The organism is Henriciella aquimarina (assembly GCF_002088975.1).
GTDB lineage: Bacteria > Pseudomonadota > Alphaproteobacteria > Caulobacterales > Hyphomonadaceae > Henriciella > Henriciella aquimarina.
Genome location: NZ_NCST01000116.1, coordinates 148,536 through 164,448 on the forward strand (window position 1 = coordinate 148,536; position 15,913 = coordinate 164,448).

The following is a 15,913-nucleotide window of genomic DNA, read 5'->3' on the forward strand; positions in this document are numbered from 1 at the left end:
GAATGGGCCGGGGGAGAAGGGAAACATCAGGAGGGATCATGAAACCCGTGCGCATTCTCGCCGCGACGGCCCTGTCGGCGCTCTGGCTCTCGGCCTGCGGCAACCCATCGGAGCCCGCCGAAGGCTCGACGGAGCTGTCGGATCAGGCCAATGGTGAAGCGACTGCAGAGACCCCCGAGTCCGGCACGGCCGATGTCGATACCGAGCGGCTCAGCAACGCGTCCGCGACGCCGGAAGACTGGCTGACCTATAATGGCGGCTATGACGAGCAGCGCCATTCCGGCCTGACGCAGATCACCGAGGAAAATATCTCCGAGCTGTCGCCGACCTGGGTCTACGATCTCAAGACCGGCCGCGGCATCGAATCGACCCCGGTCGTCGTCGATGGCGTCATGTATCTGACCTCCTCCTGGTCGGTCGTCTACGCACTCGACCCGGTCACAGGCGAGGAACTCTGGGTGCATGATCCGGAAGTCGACAAATCGGTCGGCGTGGACGCTTGCTGCGATGTCGTGAACCGCGGCGTCGCCGTCTATGAGGGCAAGGTCTATGTCGGGGTCATCGACGGTCGCCTGCAGGCGCTCGATGCCAAGACCGGCGAGGTGGAGTGGAGCAAGGTCACTGTCGACCAGTCCAAGCCCTACACCATTACGGGCGCCCCGCGCATCGTGAAGGGCAATGTGCTGATCGGCAATGGCGGCGCCGAACTCGGCGTACGCGGCTATCTCTCCGCCTACGATGCCGAGACGGGCGACCTCACCTGGCGCTTCTACACCGTGCCGAACCCCAACAAGGAGCCGGATGGCGCCGTCTCCGATGACATCCTGGCAGAGCTCGCAAACGACACCTGGGGCGACGAAGGCGCATGGACCACCGATGGCGGTGGCGGCACCGTCTGGGATTCAATCGTCTATGACGAGGTCAACGACCAGGTCATCTTTGGCGTCGGCAACGGCTCGCCCTGGAATGCCGACCTGCGCGACCCGGATGGCGGGGACGATCTCTTCCTCTCCTCCATCGTCGCCGTCGATGCCGACACGGGCGAATACAAGTGGCACTATCAGACCACTCCGCGCGACAATTGGGACTATACCGCCACCCAGCACATCATGCTGGCCGACCTGCCGCTTGGCGAAAATGGCGAGACGCGCCGGGTCGCCATGCAGGCGCCGAAGAATGGCTTCTTCTATGTCGTGGATGCCAAGACGGGCGAGCTGATCTCCGGCAAGCCCTATGCGACGATCAACTGGGCCGAAGGCCTGGATGAAGACGGCCGCCCGATCGAGAACCCGGAGGCGCGTAACAATGATCCGGCAACCTATAACGGCTTCGTCCAGGTGCCGGCGCCCTATGGCGCGCACAACTGGCATCCGATGGCGATGAATCCGGATCTCGGCCTTGTCTACATCCCGGTTCAGGAACTCGGCCAAGCTTACATCACCGATCCGCGCTTCAAATCCAAACCGTCCAAGTGGAACACCGGCATGGACTTCTCCGCCGGCATGCCTGTGCGCTACCCGGAAGGCACGGTCGAAGCGATGCGCGCGGCCACCAAGGGCGCACTGGTCGCCTGGGACCCGGTCAAGCAGGAAGCCCGCTGGACGGTCGATCATTCGGCGGCCTGGAATGGCGGTATCCTGTCGACCGCAAGCGGCATCGTCTTCCAGGGCCGCCTCGACGGCACCTTCGCGGCCTATGACGCCGCCACGGGCGAGGAACTCTGGAGCGAGCAGCTCAATTCCGGCGCCCTGTCCGGCCCGATGAGCTATGCTATCGATGGCGAGCAATACGTCACCATCACCACGGGCTGGGGCCATGCCTTTGGGCTTGCCGCCGGCATGCTGTTCAAGGATGCGGTGCCGCCGGCCGTCGGCAAGGCCATCACCTTCAAGCTGGGCGGTGAGGCCGAGATTCCGCCGCTCGACACCGACCTGATGGTCGAGCCGACGCCGAAAGCCGAACCGTTCGGCGATGAGGAGATGCTGCAGGCCGGGCTTGTCCACTATTCCCGCAACTGTTCGGTCTGCCATGGCGGGCTCGGCATCAGCTCCGGCGTCCTGCCGGACCTGCGCTGGTCGTCCTACACCGCCAGCGCCGATGCCTGGAAGTCGGTCGTCATCGACGGCAATCTCAGCGACAATGGCATGGTCTCCTTTGCCGACGTGATTACGCCGGAAGATGCCGAAGCCATCCGCGCCTATGTCGTCACCCAGGCGCATATGCGCGACACGCCCGCCGACGCGGATGCGGGCGGCGAGGAAGGCGCCAGCGGCGAAGAAGCCGAAACGCCGGAGGAATAGGCGCGAACCGCTCAAATCCGCTTCAATCCGAATGCCTTATAAACTAAGCTCCCCGGAACGATCTTCCGGGGAGTTTTTTTGTGCACATCCTGCTGAGTCTGCTCGGCATATTGCTGGCCCTCGCCGTCTGGTACTGGCGGATCAAGATGATCTCCGGGGCGGCGCGCGATGGCTACCGCTTCGCCAAACGTGTCTCCGGCCGGCGCGCTGGCGCCAAGGCGGGCCGTTCGTTCCGCGGCGGGCTCGGCGCAGTCAATGACCCGAGAGAGGCGGCCGCCATCATGATGCTGAATATCGCCCAGACCCGCGGGCCGGCCAACGACCGGCAGGAAGCCGCCATCCGCGCGGAAATGATCGACCATTTCGGCTTCAGCGACGCCGAAGCCCATGACTTGCTGCGCCAAGCCCGCCGACGCTCCGGCGCGCTTCCGGCCCGCACAATCATGGCCCGGATGAGCCAGGTCATCACCAGCACGCCCGGCATGACCCGCAAGGAATACGACGATCTCTGCGCCATGCTGGAAAATGTCGCCGTCGCCGGCGGCGAAGTCAGCGAGGCGGAAGCCGACCTCATACAGATCTGGCGGCGCAAGGCCGGACTGAACTGAATCGCTGGCAAGTTCATCCGCACCAGACTAGAACCTGCGGCCATGGACGCCGCCTACGAAAAACGCCTGCGCAAGGACAATTGGGGAAACTTCTCCATCCTGCGCCACCGCGCCTTCGACGGTGTGCTGATCACGTCCAAGAATTCCGGCACGCACTGGGTGAAATACATGTTCTCGGTCGCGCTCGCCGACAGCTTCGGTGTCGAACGCCCGAAATACTTCTCCGAGAATGCCGTGCGGCCCTATATCGGCTGGCCGAAGGACAAACCGACCTTCCCGCAGCTGCCGCGGCTCGCCTTTGCCCACACCATCCCGCACCGCCTGGCCGACTGGGGCTGGGCGCGGACACTGGCCGGCCTGCCGCCCTATGTGCTGTTCGTGCGCCACCCGATGAGCATTCTGGCCAGCCATCACGCCAAGTGGAATCACGAACTCAATGTCGACTGGCTCGACTATCTGAAAGGCGACCCGTCAGGCGCCGTCTATCGCTGCGACCTCTACTGGCTGGCGCGTTTCTGGAACCGTTGGGGCGAGGTGATGGAACAGGCCGGCGACCGGATCTACCGCGTCCATTACGAGGACACCCGCGCCAATCCGCGCGCCATTCTCGGCGGCATGGCGGCCCACTGGAAGATCGCGCTGAAACCGGAAGCCCTCGACGCTGCGCTGAAAGCCGGCACCAAGGAGGCCATGGCGAAAAAGGTCGACCCCCAAGCCGAAGCCAATGTCCTGCAATTCCGCAAGACCCCGCTCGAAGAGCAATTCTCGGGCGAGGCGCTGGAAATTTACCGCGACAAGGTCAAGGCGCTCTTTCGCTATGATCTTGGCTACGACCTGCTGAACCTGCCCAAGGCCTGAACCGGCTCAGCGCATCCAGGCTTTCCGCCCATCCGGGCCATAGGTGATCCCCCACGGCTCGGCCTCGGCTTCTTCCTGCATTGTCTGCATCAATGGGTGCGCCAGCACGGCATCCATATAGGCCTGGGCGCGGTCACTACGCGGCAGGTCATAAGTGCGAAAGCGGGTCACGACCGGCGCATAGACCGCATCCGCGGCCGACCAGTCCCCAAACAGGAACGGTCCGCCCTCCCCGAACGCCTCGCGCGTTTCCGTCCAGATCCGGTCGATCCGGGCGATATCGCTCTTCAGCGCTTCGGTCAGCTCCGGTGTGGCATGGCGCGAGCGGATATCCATCGGACAGGCCTTCCGAAGCGTCGGAAAGCCCGAATGCATCTCTGCGGAGATGGCGCGCGCTCTCGCCCGGGCCTTTGCCTCGGCGGGCCAGACATCCTTGTCCGGAAAGTGCTCGGCCAGCCATTCAATGATGGCCAGCGAGTCCCAGACCGTCTCGTCATCCCAGATCAGCAGCGGCACCTTCCGGGTCGGGCTGATCGCCGCGAGGCGCTCGGTCGTTTCCGGAAAGTCGAGCGGGACGATTTCTTCCTTCGCGTCCAGCCCGACATGACGGGCCATCAGCAGCGCGCGGATCGACCAGCTCGAATAGTTTATATTGCCGCTGATGAAGCGTCTCACTCAGGCTTTCCCTCGCCGAACGACCATTTGAACGGGACGATTTCCACGCTCTCGAACAGATCGGCCTTCACATAGGGATCGCTGGCGAACCAGTCTTTCGCATCCTGGAGGCTGTCGAACTCGACAATGGAGGTGGACCCGATGAAGGTTTCACCATCCTCGGCGAAAACAGGGCCGCCGGCGCGCACCTTGTGAGCATGTTCTGCCGCCCATTCGAGATGGGTCGGACGGACCGACATGCGCAGATCCAGGGAATTGGCCTTGTCGCGGGCGTTAACGAGAAAAAGAGGCATGGTTTCAAAGACTTTCCTGTGTGAAGGGGCGAGAGAGCAGGGATTGCATGGCCGCGTCAAGACTGAGCCGGCCACTCAGTATATTGTCGACGGCCTCGCTGATCGGCATATCGGTTTGATGGCGGGCCGCAAGCTCCATCAGGGCTGGCGCCGTCGCCACGCCTTCCGTGACAGAATTGCGCTCTGCCAGGATATCCGCCGCAGACCGCCCCTCGCCCAGGGCCTTGCCGAAACTCATATTGCGCGACTGCACTGACGAGCAGGTCAGCACAAGGTCTCCCAGCCCGCATAGCCCGGCCAGGGTCGGCGCCTGCCCGCCGAGCGCCACGGCGAGCCGGGTCATCTCGGCAAAGCCGCGCGAGATCAACGCCGCATGCGCGGACCGGCCAAGCTCGAGCCCTTCGACGATGCCGCAGGCAATGGCGAGCACATTCTTGACCGCCCCGCCGACTTCGGCCCCGATCAGGTCATTCGACCAGTAGGGCCGGAAGGTGGGCCGGCCAATCGCCTGCACCAGCGCTTCGCCAACCCTCTTGTCGGCGCAGGCGAGCGTCACCGCCGTCGGTAGGCCGCGAGCGACATCGGCCGCAAAGCTCGGCCCGGAAAGCACCGCTGGTGTCGCCTGGGGAATGGACTCATGCAGCACATCGGTCATCAGGCTGAGCGTGGATTTCTCGATGCCCTTGGAGCAGAGCAGGACCGGCGTACCGGCCGCGATATGAGGCTTCAGTGTCTCGAAGGTGGCGCGGGCATGCTGGGCCGGGACGACCGAGAGGATGGCCTCCGAGCCGGCCAGGTCGGCGACGTCCGTGGAGGCCGGGATCGCCGGCAGGTCGACGCCGGAGAGGTAGACCGGATTGCCGCGCCCGGCCGACAGCGCTTCGGCCACCTCGGGCTCGCGCGCCCACATTTTCACCTCGCGTCCGGCTTGCAGGGCCGTATAGCCCAGTGCCGTTCCCCAGGCCCCGCTGCCCAGAATGCCTATTTTTTGCATGACGCCTCTCAATGCCTTGAAATGAATGCGCTGAAGAATTCGTTGATCATTCAGACAATTCCCTTAGGTTATTCGACATGAATGACAAAACCGACACCCGCACGCAAATTCTCGAAGCGGCCATGAACCGTATCGTACATTATGGCTACGGGAAAACGACCATGTCCGAAATTGCCGGCGACTGCGGCATGTCGGCCGGGAATATCTACCGTTTCTTCGCCTCCAAGATCGACATTGCCGAGGCCATGGCGCGAAAGTTCAACACCGAACTCTACCAGGCCTATGCGGAAATCGCCCGCAGCGACGACCCCGCCCCGGCGCGTCTGCGCGCCTTCTTCGAGTATGGTCTCACCCATACGTACGACGCGATCGAGAAGGATGCGAAAATCCTGGAAGTCGCCGAAGTGCTGCGCGATGAGCGTCCGCTTTTCTTCAATGAGGGACTGGCGCAGGAGCGCATCTATCTCATGCAGATCCTCGAAGACGGAATGGAAGCTGGCACGTTTGCGCCGATGCAGGATCCGGGCTTCATCTCGGAAATGATCCAGTCGGCCCTGATGAAATTCCGCTTCCCGCAGCTCTATTCCCTGCTGACGCAGGAAAAGCTCAAGCGCGAACTGAACGGCGTTCTGGATATCCTGATCGCAGGCCTCAAGCATGGTGTGGAGATTACCGTCGAAACTAAACGCTGAATATTTTTGAAATCGTTCATTGATTATTTTTCATTGCCTTGCTATATAGCGCGGCATGGGACGGACAAGGGCGTCCACCTCCCAGGAGCTTGAAGGATAAGAACAATGACAATTTCCTCCCCGAACGAAGCCCGTCAGGGTTTCCTTGCCGCCCTTCTCAGCCTTCCGCTGGCCACCGGTCTGACCGGTCTTGTCATGCTGATGGCCGGGTCGGTCGTGTGATCCGGTTGTCCTTGCGAACAGCCCGAGAGAACAAAAAATAAAGCCTCGCCCAGCTTGAGCTGGCGGGGCTTTTTCACATCTGGACCGGGCGTCTATTCCACGGTCACGGACTTGGCGAGATTGCGTGGCTGGTCCACGTCGGTGCCTTTCTCGACCGCGACATGATAGGCAAGCAACTGCACCGGCACCGAATACAGGATCGGCGCAATGAACGCGTCACAGTCCGGCAGCTCGACACAATGAGCGGGCGCATCCCCGGCCGCTTTCACACCCCTCGAATCCGACAGCAGGATGACCTCGCCACGGCGAGCGGCGACTTCCTGAAGATTGGACAGGGACTTGTCGAACAGCGCGTCATAGGGCGCAACGAAGACAACCGGGGTTTCCTCATCAATCAGCGCGATCGGCCCGTGCTTCAACTCCCCTGACGCATAGCCCTCGGCGTGAATATAGCTGATTTCCTTCAGCTTCAGCGCCCCTTCCAGGGCAATCGGGTAATGCACGCCGCGGCCGAGATAGATGACGTCGGTTGCCTTGGCGATATCGCGGGCGAGGGCTTCGATATCTTCATCAAGCGCCAGCGTCGTGGAGATCAGGCGCGGCAGCTCGGTCAGCACCTTGGCAAGCCGCGTCTCCTCATCTTGCGACAGCGCGTCCCGCGCGCGGCCCGCCGCAATGGCGACCGCGGCCAGCGCCGACAACTGCGCGGTAAAGGCCTTGGTCGAGGCTACCCCGATCTCCGGACCGGCCAGCGTCGGCAGGACGAGATCGGCCTCGCGCGCAATCGTCGAGGTCGGCACATTGACGACGGCGGCCGTCTTCAGACCATGCTCCTTGCAATAGCGAAGCGCGGCCAGCGTATCGGCGGTCTCGCCGGACTGGCTGACGAACAGCGCCAGGCCGCCCTCTTTGGGCAAGGCCGGCTCGCGGTAGCGGAATTCCGAGGCAATGTCGGTCTTCACCGGCAAACCCGCCATCTGCTCGAACCAGTATTCAGCCACGCGGGTGGCATAATGCGCCGTCCCGCAGGCGATCATGTAAAGGCTGGTGATCTTACTCCAATTGATCGCGTCGCCATTATTGCCAGGCAGTTCGACCGTCTGCTTCAACGCATTTACATAGGCTCCGATGGTGCGAGCCGTGGAGTCGGGCTGCTCGAAGATTTCCTTCTGCATGAAGTGGCGATAATTGCCCTTCTCGACCATGGCCCCGCCGCCCTGGACCAGCGTCACGCCACGATCGACTTCCTCGCCATCCTCATTGAAGACGGTATAGGCCTCCCGGGCGAGCACACACCAGTCTCCCTCTTCGAGATAGACGACCTTGTTCGTAAAGGGAGCCACCGCCAGGGCGTCCGAGCCGAGATACATCTCCCCCTCGCCCACCCCGATGGCAAGCGGTGAGCCCTTGCGCGCACCGATCAACAGGTCCGGGCGGCCCTCGAACAGGAAGGCCAGTGCAAAGGCCCCTTCCAGCCGGGCAAGACCAGCTTTTACCGCCTCCGTCTCGCTCATACCGGCCTTCAGATTGTCGGCAATCAGGTGAGCAATCGTCTCTGAATCGGTTTCCGTCTCGAACGTATGACCCCTCGCCTCGAGCTCTTCGCGCAACTCGCGGAAATTCTCGATAATCCCGTTATGCACGACCGAAACGCCGGCCGAGACATGCGGGTGGGCATTGCCGACCGTAGGCGAGCCATGGGTTGCCCAGCGTGTATGGCCGATGCCCTGATTGCCGGAGAGCGGCCGCTCGGCGAGTTCAGCCTCGAGGTTTTTCAGCTTGCCGGGCGCACGGCGCCGGTCGAGCTTTCCAGTCTCGTCCAGCGTTGCGATGCCGGCACTGTCATAGCCGCGATATTCAAGCCGCTTCAGCGCATCCAGAAGACGCGGCGCGGCCGGTTCGGACCCAAGGATACCAATAATTCCACACATGACTTACTCGACTGACTCAATTTGCGCTTCGGCACCAGCCTCTAGAGAGGCGCGAGGGCGCGCGTCACTGCAAATTGCATGTCGGAATGTGTCAGGGATCGGGAGGGAATAAGGAAATGCGGGGCCGTCCCCCGCATTTCCCGATACAGCTCTAGTAATTTTCAGGCGCCACCGTCTGCTGGGCCCCGCCGGTCGCAGCCCGGCAGCAGCGCACATCCATTTCCAGCACCTGGCTGTTGAATCGGCAGCGCTCGCCATTCAGCTCCCGCAGGAAGGACAGGCCGCCAGCCCGGGTAGTATAGCGGGTCTGCGTGCAGGCCACGAGAGTATAGTCCGCCGGGCAGGTGCCGGTATCAGACTGGTTGATGGTCTCTGTGATGCAGTCGAGATCGCCCATATTGAGCGCTTCGTTGGCCGTCTCGAGCGCCTGGTCGGCCGTTGATTGCGCTGCGGCGGCGGCCGCGCCCGCTTCATCGGCAGATGTCTGCGCGGCCGCAGCAAGCGAGCGGGCTTCCTCCACGCTCATCTGCGTGTCGGACAGCGCCGTCGAATTGCCGTCAATCTCGACCTTCAACCGGCAGATTGCTTCGGACGCCTTGTCCGGGCTGGCACAATACTCGGCAATGGACTGGTCGGATGGCACCGACTGGCAGCTGGCAATCGCCAGCATCAGGCCGGCTCCTGCGATGAACTTGGCGAGACCCATGGCTATCTCCCTTGTTGATGCGGGCCCAAACATGCAGCCCTGACCGCTTCATGCAAGGGGATTCCCGTCTTGGCATGTATTCGCGAACTGTGGCATCTGCTTGCTTACGTGCCAGGCAGACTCATGGAGGCCCTCGATGTCACGCAAATATTTCGGCACTGACGGTATTCGCGGGACAGCGAACACGCCGCCGATGACACCCGAAATCGCCATGCGGCTCGGCATGGCCGCCGGCAAGTACTTCCGCCGCGGCGGCGCCCGGCGCCATTCGGTCGTGATCGGCAAGGATACCCGCCTCTCCGGCTACATGATCGAGCCCGCGCTGGTGGCCGGCTTCACCTCCGTCGGCATGGACGTCACCCTGTTCGGCCCCCTGCCGACGCCCGGGGTCGCCATGATGACGACATCGCTGCGCGCCGATCTCGGCGTGATGATCTCGGCCAGTCACAACGCCTTCGAGGACAATGGCATCAAGCTGTTCGGGCCGGACGGTTACAAGCTCTCCGACAAGATCGAGCTGGAAATAGAAAGCCGCATGGACCGGGCGCTGGACGACAAGCTCGCTGCGCCGTCCGATCTCGGCCGGGCCCGGCGGATCGACGACGCCCAGGCGCGCTATGTCGAGATCGTGAAGGCCACCTTCCCGCGCGGCATGCGCCTCTCCGGCCTGCGCGTCTGCGTCGATTGCGCCAATGGCGCCGCCTACAGGGTTGCCCCCACCGCCCTCTACGAGTTGGGCGCGGAAGTCTTTCCTGTCGGTGTCACGCCTGACGGCTTCAACATAAACCGGGAAGTCGGCAGCACGGACACGCTCGCCCTGCGCGATGCGGTGCTCAAATACCGCGCCGATATCGGCATTGCCCTCGATGGCGATGCCGACCGCTGCATCCTGATCGACGAGAAAGGCGAGGAAATCGATGGCGACCAGCTGATCGGCCTCATCGCCAAACACTGGCAGGAGCGTGACCTGCTCGCCCGCAAGGGCGTCGTGACGACGGTCATGTCCAATCTCGGCCTGGAGAAATACCTGAAAACGATCGGGCTGAAGCTCGAACGTTCCGGTGTCGGGGACCGTTATGTCGTCGAGAAGATGCGCCAGGGCGGCTATAATCTCGGCGGTGAACAATCCGGTCATATCGTACTGTCGGACTATACGACCACCGGCGACGGCCTGATCGCCGCGCTTCAGGCGCTGGCTGTGATGGTCGAGACGGGCAAGCCGCTATCCGAGGTCGCCTATGTCTTCGACCCGGTGCCGCAGAAGCTCGTCAATGTGCGTTATGCCTCCGAGGCCCCGCTGGACAATGAGACCGTCAAGGAAACGATCGCCGCCGTCGAAAAACGGCTCGGCCAGTCTGGCCGGCTCGTCATCCGAAAATCCGGCACAGAGCCCCTGATCCGCGTCATGGCGGAGGCGGAAAATGCCGGCGACATGGAAAAGGCGGTCAACGAAATCGCCGATGCGGTGCGCGCCGCCGGCTGACCGTTTTCACCTCGCACGCGATTTGCATGGAGCCTCGCAGATATGTCTGGAGGTTCTGGCATGACTGCATCGAATGGCCTTGTCGCCCTGACATCCGGCGGGCCGCACAGCTGGATCATGATCAACGCCCTGCGCGAGCGCTTTGGCGACTTTCCCGTCATCATGGAAGAGGGCGAACCGGCCTCGAAACTGTGGCGCCGCCGCCTGAAACTGCTGGGGCCGCTCAAGGTGGCGAGCATGCAGGCCGCCCGCCTGCCGATGAAACTCACCAAGCGCGGCACCGATGAGGTGATCTCCAGGATCATCGCTGACGAAGGGCTGCAACCCGAGCCTGCCGAGGCCGCAGAGATCATCCCCGTGTCGTCGGTCAATTCCGAGGCCTGCCGTGAAGCGCTGCTGCAGATAGGTCCGAAGGCCGTCTTCGTGGTGTCGACCCGCATGATCGGCAAGAAGACGCTGGCCAGCGTGGACGCGCCTTTCATCAACTATCATTCCGGCATCAACCCGGCCTATCGCGGCATGTTTGGCGGCTATTTCGCGCTCGCCAACGGGGAGCCGGAACACTTTGGCGCCACTGTCCATCTCGTCGACGAGGGCGTCGATACAGGCGGGATCCTCTACCAGTCACACCTGCAGCCCGCCCCGCGCGACAACTTCCACACCTATCTCTGGCGTCTGGCCGCCGGCAGCCGCGACATCACCGTCAAGGCGGTGGAAGACGCCCTGTCCGGCAAGCTCAGCCCCATCCACGTCAACCTGCCATCCCGGCAATGGTTCGCGCCGACACTTGGCGGCTATCTCTGGGCCGGGCTCAGCCGCGGCGTGTGGTAAGCCCGTCCGGCGCTGACGCCCCGCAAAACTCTGCCGCAAATCCGGCGCCTGCCCGCAGACAGGCCGCCCAATGCGCCAGGCGCGCTCCGATGATCTCGTGGAAAGCCTCATCCTCGGGCATGGTCTGGCGCACCAGGAAAGGGCGCTCCTCGATAGAGGCCGGGTGGTTGGTGCGGACATACCGCCCGTCCCACACGCCGTTTTCCCATTGAAGCTGCGCCTCGCCCGGGTCGCGGCCGACGAGCAGCATGTTTCCTCGCCGCTGAAGCCAGGCCCCGCCAAGCGTCTGGCGTGTCTCCGGCCCACCGCCCTGCAGCATTGCGACAAACTGCTGAAGCTTCGCATGATCGGGCGGGCTGTCGCTGCCGGAGGCTGCCTGCAGCGCCACTTTCACAAGCTGTCCGCAGGCCCGGGCGCTTTCGGGCAATCCCTCCATCTCCATCAGACCGGAGGCGTGGACCCGCGTGCATTGCTCAATGTCCCCGGCCAGTTGCATGTCCTCGCGCGCGCGCAGCAACAGCGCATCGCCCAGCACGGCCTCAAGCGCCCGGCCCTCCGGCAGGGCGCGGGCCAGCTTGCGCACGCGCACGCGTTCATAGTGCGCAGCCTCATTGCTCGGATCGCTGATCCAGGCCGCACCCTCAGCCTGCAGCCAGGTCTGCAAGGCCTCCCGGCGTGTCGCAATCAGCGGCCGGGCAAGGGTCAGGCCCCGTCCTTCCGGCCAGACAGGCGAGACCGAAACCGGCATTGGCCCGACCGCCCCGGTGAGCCCGGTCGGCCGCGCCAGCCGCATGAGAAAGGTTTCCTCGACGTCGCTCCGCGTATGCCCCAGCAGGAGAAGGCTCGCCTCGGCCTCACGAGCCGCCTCTGCCAACAGCCCATGACGCGCCCGACGCGCCGCTGATTGCCCGGCCTTGTCTATCGGTCTCCATTTCAGCGCGCGGGCCTCATGGCCCATCCGGCTAGCCAGAGCGACCACATGGCGGACTTCCTCGCCCGCTTCCAGGCGTAGGCCATGATCCACCGACAAAATGAGGAGGTGCCGCCCCGCATCTCTTGCCCAGCGGTCTGCAAATTTCAGGAGGGCGAGTGAATCGCTGCCGCCAGAAACACCAATGGCGACAGGGCCTATATGATGTCCTGCCGCCATCCGGTCGATCAGATGAGGAATATGCCCGTCTAGCTGCTGCAACCGGCCAGCTTGCGCTGCTGATCGGCGATGCGGTGGGTCACATCCGACACATCCGGATATTGCTGGTCCAGAATGTCGAGCGCATTGCACGCTTTTGCATTGTCGCCCAGCAGGCGCATGGAGCGGGCAAGCTTCACCAGCGCATCGGGCACGCGCTTGTCCTCGGGATAATTGCGGATCATCGTGGTATAGGCTTGGCCGGACTCGGCATAGGCTTCCTGCTGGAAGAGCGATTCTGCCAGCCAGTACTGGGCTTCACCGGCCTGCGGATCGTCGCCGAAGCGCTGCAGGAAGGCCCGGAAAGCGGTTTCCGCCCCCTCGAAATCGAACTGCAGCAGGCGGGACTTGGCCTCGGCAAAGAGCGGACCGGCCTCACCAGGCAGATCGCTCGCCTGGAGCGTACCGAGCGAGCCCTGCTGCTGCGGATTTGCGCCATTGCCGCCGCCAAGCGCGGCCCCGTCATTGCTGCGGGACACCACACGGCTTGCGTCTCCATTGTCGGCTGCCGACGCCGTCTCACGCGGCTCGGACGGTTCACCGGCCGGGCCCGCATTTCCGGTCTGGACGCCAGCGCCTTCGCCCGACATCACCATGCTTTTCAGCGTGTCGATCTGGTCTTCAAGCGTGCTGACCCGACTATTGAGGCGCTCATTCTCCTTGTTCAGGGACTCGATGGCCGATCCGATACGCGAATCGTCTTCCTGAAGCCGGCTGGCTTCATCGCGCGACTGCGACAGCAGGAATTCCAGTGTCTCGAGTTTGCCATTAAGGTCGGCGACCTCATCCTGCAGCCGCTGCATTTCCAGGCCCTGCTGGGCGTTCTGCTGGCGCAGCTCGGTCATTTCTGCGGCCAGGCCACTCGTCGTGGCACCCCGCGATTGCGCCTGAACGGTCGGTGTCATGCAGGCGAAAGCAAGGAGTATTCCGGTTGCCGTGAGCAGTCGGTTCATATCGTCAAAACTCCACAATTGCGCATTCCCATATGCGCATATGAAAAAGCCGGGGCCAAATTATGGCGCCCGGCTCAATCATTACAGGTGACACACTGTCTTAGCTGGAGGCAGCGCCCGACATGATTTGCGTGAAACCGTTGCGGTTCAGGGCCCAGGCGGCCTGGTTGGATTCCGTCGCGATCGGACGTTCCTTGCCGTAGGACACCGTTTCGATGCGGGCCGGGTCGACGCCGAGGCTTACCAGATAGTTCTTCACGGTGTTGGCGCGGCGCTCGCCGAGGGCGAGGTTGTATTCGCGCGTGCCGCGCTCATCGCAGTTACCGGCGACGAGGATGCGCACACCTGGATAGGATTCCAGCCAGGCGGCCTGACGCTGCAGGATTTCCTGGTCGTCCTGGTCGAGGCGATACTGGTCGAGATCGAAATAGACACGGTCACCGACGTTCACGGTGAAGTCCTCGATCGAGCCGGCAGCGGGGCCGGCGTCCATGACGCGCTTCGGCTCTTCGATGTCGGACTCGTCGACCGGCTCAGTCTGAGCGGTATCGTTCGAAACCGGCGCCGTATCGGCCACAGGTTCGGGTTCGGGCTTTGAAGCACATGCTGCTGCGCCGAAAATCAGGGCAATGGCAGCGCTGGACATTACAGTACGACGCATTTGATACTCCTTGCTATGGTCGTTCAGCGAGGGCGTTTAATCGCTGATTTTGTCAACTTCGTGGCTATTGAATCCCAACCTGTACAGCCCCCGACTTGTGGTATTTTCACCACAATTGCCACAGATCGCAAGGGATCAATTCAAAAGAGGCGACCAAGCCGGGTCAGATGCCTCTGTCGGGGTCGGAACCTGCCGCAAATTCCGGCCTGTCAGGTCGACTGACCAAAGTTTGCGCGGTCCGCCGGCATAAGGCTCCCGTGCGAAGATGATGACGCGTCCGTTCGGCGACCAGGCCGGACCTTCATCCAGGTAGGATTCGGTCAGCAGGCGCTCGCCTTCCCCGTCAGTGCCGATGACCCCGATATGGAACTTGCCGCGCAGCTGCTTGGTGAAGGCGATAAGGTCGCCGCGCGGGCTCCAGACCGGGGCGGAATAGGCGCCCGAGCCGAAGGTGATGCGGCAGACCGTGTCGCGCCCGCCCGACGGGCAGGTCAGCGGCGAGCCGTCGACATTCATGATGTAGAGCTGCGGGCTGCCGCCGCGGTCGGACGTAAAGACGACCTGACGCCCGTCCGGCGACATGGACGGTGAGACGTCGATGTTCGGATTGTCCGTCAGCCGGCGCATCTCCTGGGTGACAAGATCACGGATGTAGATGTCGGAGTTGCCATTATTGGCCTTGGTCATCAGCACCGATTCGCCATCGCGCGAGAAGCGCGGGGCAAAGGTCTTGATGTCGCCGAGCACTTCCTGACGGCCATTCTGGATATCGAAAAGATAGACGCGCGGCTCCTGATTCTCATACGACATGTAGGTAATCTGCTGGTTCGACGGCGAGAAACGCGGCGACAGGACCAGATTGTTGTCGGTGGTGAGATATTTCACGTTCGCGCCGTCGGAATCCATGATGGCCAGCCGCGTCTTGCGGGCATCCTTCGGGCCGGTCTCGGCAATATAGACGATGCGCGTATCGAAATACGGGTCTTCCCCGGTCAGGCGCGAATAGATCGTGTCGGCAATCTTGTGCGCGATACGGCGCCAGTCTTCCGGCTTGGCGGTAAAGCGCCGTCCGGCCTGGCCTTCGAGGCGCATGACTTCCTCGCCATAGACATCCCAGAGCCGCACCGAGGCGCGGATGAACTCGACGCCCTCGACTGTGACGGTATCGACTTCGCCGACAACCAGCGCATCGGTCTGGATGATCTTCCAGTCGGCAAAGCGCGGCTGGGTGTCGATCGACAGGTCGCGCTGGATATGCGCACTCTCAGGCGTGATGGTGAACAGGCCGGTGGAGATGAGGTCGTTCTGGACGACTTCGGTAATCTCGGCGGCGAGCTGGGAATCGGCCCCGCCGGAGACCTCGAAGGTCGGAATGGCAAGCGGGGTCGGCTTCAGCACCCCTTCGGAAATGTTCACCGTCACCTCGGCCTTCGCGGCCGGGATCAGGGCGAGCAGACCCGTCAGGACTGCAACAGTCATAAGTCTCAGCATGTTTGGCTCCTCGCCTCGTTCACCTT

Annotated in this window: 15 protein-coding genes; 6 read left to right on the forward strand and 9 right to left on the reverse strand. The window is 63.0% G+C overall.

From position 1 onward, the window contains the following. Positions 1–38: 38 nt before the first annotated feature. The 3 genes from B8784_RS18250 (at position 39) to B8784_RS18260 (ending at position 3,766) form a co-directional block, all read left to right on the forward strand. Positions 39–2,300: a PQQ-dependent dehydrogenase, methanol/ethanol family gene (locus tag B8784_RS18250; RefSeq protein ID WP_084399311.1), complete on the forward strand. Its 2,262-nt coding sequence runs from the start codon at positions 39–41 to the stop codon at positions 2,298–2,300. Between the two features lie 80 nt (positions 2,301–2,380). Further along, complete coding sequence (locus B8784_RS18255) at positions 2,381–2,908, forward strand: TerB family tellurite resistance protein (RefSeq protein WP_084399312.1); 528 nt, start codon at positions 2,381–2,383, stop codon at positions 2,906–2,908. A gap of 42 nt (positions 2,909–2,950) precedes the next feature. Beyond that, the gene (locus B8784_RS18260; protein WP_084399313.1) at positions 2,951–3,766 is read left to right on the forward strand and encodes a sulfotransferase family protein; all 816 of its coding nucleotides are present in this window, start codon (positions 2,951–2,953) and stop codon (positions 3,764–3,766) included. Between the two features lie 6 nt (positions 3,767–3,772). On the opposite strand, the gene B8784_RS18265 is transcribed toward B8784_RS18260, so the two are convergent. From B8784_RS18265 to B8784_RS18275, 3 genes are read right to left on the reverse strand one after another with little or no spacing between them, the layout of a single operon-like run. Continuing rightward, the gene (locus B8784_RS18265) at positions 3,773–4,441 is read right to left on the reverse strand and encodes a glutathione S-transferase (protein ID WP_084399314.1); all 669 of its coding nucleotides are present in this window, start codon (positions 4,439–4,441) and stop codon (positions 3,773–3,775) included. Next, positions 4,438–4,734 carry a YciI family protein gene (locus tag B8784_RS18270; protein WP_084399315.1) on the reverse strand — a complete coding sequence of 99 codons (297 nt, stop codon included), beginning with the start codon at positions 4,732–4,734 and terminating at the stop codon, positions 4,438–4,440. The genes B8784_RS18265 and B8784_RS18270 overlap by 4 nt, the downstream gene beginning before the upstream one ends. 4 nt (positions 4,735–4,738) lie before the next feature. Further along, positions 4,739–5,728, reverse strand: a complete 990-nt coding sequence (locus B8784_RS18275) for an NAD(P)H-dependent glycerol-3-phosphate dehydrogenase (protein WP_084399316.1) — start codon at positions 5,726–5,728, stop codon at positions 4,739–4,741. A 77-nt stretch (positions 5,729–5,805) separates the two neighbouring features. Between B8784_RS18275 and B8784_RS18280 the strand changes: the two genes are divergently transcribed. Next, a complete protein-coding gene (locus tag B8784_RS18280; protein WP_084399317.1) occupies positions 5,806–6,420 on the forward strand; it encodes a TetR/AcrR family transcriptional regulator in 615 nt (204 codons plus the stop codon). Between the two features lie 314 nt (positions 6,421–6,734). Here B8784_RS18280 and glmS read toward each other — a convergent pair whose 3' ends face one another. Together glmS and B8784_RS18290 are read right to left on the reverse strand one after the other, a co-directional pair. Further along, on the reverse strand, positions 6,735–8,573 hold the full coding sequence (gene glmS / locus B8784_RS18285) for a glutamine--fructose-6-phosphate transaminase (isomerizing) (RefSeq protein WP_084399318.1): 1,839 nt from the start codon (positions 8,571–8,573) through the stop codon (positions 6,735–6,737). 151 nt (positions 8,574–8,724) lie between these two features. Beyond that, positions 8,725–9,279 carry an alanine-zipper protein gene (locus tag B8784_RS18290; protein WP_084399319.1) on the reverse strand — a complete coding sequence of 185 codons (555 nt, stop codon included), beginning with the start codon at positions 9,277–9,279 and terminating at the stop codon, positions 8,725–8,727. A 136-nt stretch (positions 9,280–9,415) separates the two neighbouring features. Between B8784_RS18290 and glmM the strand changes: the two genes are divergently transcribed. Together glmM and B8784_RS18300 are read left to right on the forward strand one after the other, a co-directional pair. Further along, a complete protein-coding gene (gene glmM, locus B8784_RS18295; protein WP_084399320.1) occupies positions 9,416–10,762 on the forward strand; it encodes a phosphoglucosamine mutase in 1,347 nt (448 codons plus the stop codon). Positions 10,763–10,822: 60 nt separating this feature from the next. Next, entirely contained in the window at positions 10,823–11,593 is a 771-nt protein-coding gene (locus B8784_RS18300; protein ID WP_158085744.1) for a formyl transferase, read from the forward strand. Here the strand turns inward: B8784_RS18300 and tilS are convergent. The 4 genes from tilS to tolB all read right to left on the reverse strand — a co-directional run bounded on the left by tilS (position 11,574) and on the right by tolB (position 15,887). Beyond that, the gene (gene tilS, locus B8784_RS18305) at positions 11,574–12,743 is read right to left on the reverse strand and encodes a tRNA lysidine(34) synthetase TilS (protein WP_143435620.1); all 1,170 of its coding nucleotides are present in this window, start codon (positions 12,741–12,743) and stop codon (positions 11,574–11,576) included. The two genes, B8784_RS18300 and tilS, sit on opposite strands and share 20 nt — an antisense overlap. A gap of 29 nt (positions 12,744–12,772) precedes the next feature. Continuing rightward, the gene (ybgF, locus tag B8784_RS18310; protein WP_084399323.1) at positions 12,773–13,735 is read right to left on the reverse strand and encodes a tol-pal system protein YbgF; all 963 of its coding nucleotides are present in this window, start codon (positions 13,733–13,735) and stop codon (positions 12,773–12,775) included. Positions 13,736–13,835: 100 nt separating this feature from the next. Next, positions 13,836–14,396 (reverse strand): peptidoglycan-associated lipoprotein Pal, encoded by a 561-nt coding sequence (gene pal, locus B8784_RS18315; RefSeq protein WP_084399324.1) that lies wholly within the window; start codon positions 14,394–14,396, stop codon positions 13,836–13,838. Between the two features lie 135 nt (positions 14,397–14,531). Next, on the reverse strand, positions 14,532–15,887 hold the full coding sequence (gene tolB, locus B8784_RS18320; protein ID WP_084399325.1) for a Tol-Pal system beta propeller repeat protein TolB: 1,356 nt from the start codon (positions 15,885–15,887) through the stop codon (positions 14,532–14,534). Positions 15,888–15,913: the final 26 nt, after the last annotated feature.

What these genes read in the sequence shown, in the direction of transcription:
- B8784_RS18250 (WP_084399311.1), top strand. Translation starts at nt 39, where the DNA reads ATGAAACCCGTGCGCATTCTCGCCGCGACGGCCCTGTCGGCGCTCTGG.
- B8784_RS18260 (WP_084399313.1), top strand. Translation starts at nt 2,951, where the DNA reads ATGGACGCCGCCTACGAAAAACGCCTGCGCAAGGACAATTGGGGAAAC.
- B8784_RS18270 (WP_084399315.1), bottom strand. Translation starts at nt 4,734, where the DNA reads ATGCCTCTTTTTCTCGTTAACGCCCGCGACAAGGCCAATTCCCTGGAT.
- B8784_RS18275 (WP_084399316.1), bottom strand. Translation starts at nt 5,728, where the DNA reads ATGCAAAAAATAGGCATTCTGGGCAGCGGGGCCTGGGGAACGGCACTG.
- B8784_RS18280 (WP_084399317.1), top strand. Translation starts at nt 5,806, where the DNA reads ATGAATGACAAAACCGACACCCGCACGCAAATTCTCGAAGCGGCCATG.
- glmS (WP_084399318.1), bottom strand. Translation starts at nt 8,573, where the DNA reads ATGTGTGGAATTATTGGTATCCTTGGGTCCGAACCGGCCGCGCCGCGT.
- B8784_RS18290 (WP_084399319.1), bottom strand. Translation starts at nt 9,279, where the DNA reads ATGGGTCTCGCCAAGTTCATCGCAGGAGCCGGCCTGATGCTGGCGATT.
- glmM (WP_084399320.1), top strand. Translation starts at nt 9,416, where the DNA reads ATGTCACGCAAATATTTCGGCACTGACGGTATTCGCGGGACAGCGAAC.
- B8784_RS18300 (WP_158085744.1), top strand. Translation starts at nt 10,823, where the DNA reads ATGACTGCATCGAATGGCCTTGTCGCCCTGACATCCGGCGGGCCGCAC.
- tilS (WP_143435620.1), bottom strand. Translation starts at nt 12,743, where the DNA reads ATGGCGGCAGGACATCATATAGGCCCTGTCGCCATTGGTGTTTCTGGC.
- ybgF (WP_084399323.1), bottom strand. Translation starts at nt 13,735, where the DNA reads ATGAACCGACTGCTCACGGCAACCGGAATACTCCTTGCTTTCGCCTGC.
- pal (WP_084399324.1), bottom strand. Translation starts at nt 14,396, where the DNA reads ATGCGTCGTACTGTAATGTCCAGCGCTGCCATTGCCCTGATTTTCGGC.
- tolB (WP_084399325.1), bottom strand. Translation starts at nt 15,887, where the DNA reads ATGCTGAGACTTATGACTGTTGCAGTCCTGACGGGTCTGCTCGCCCTG.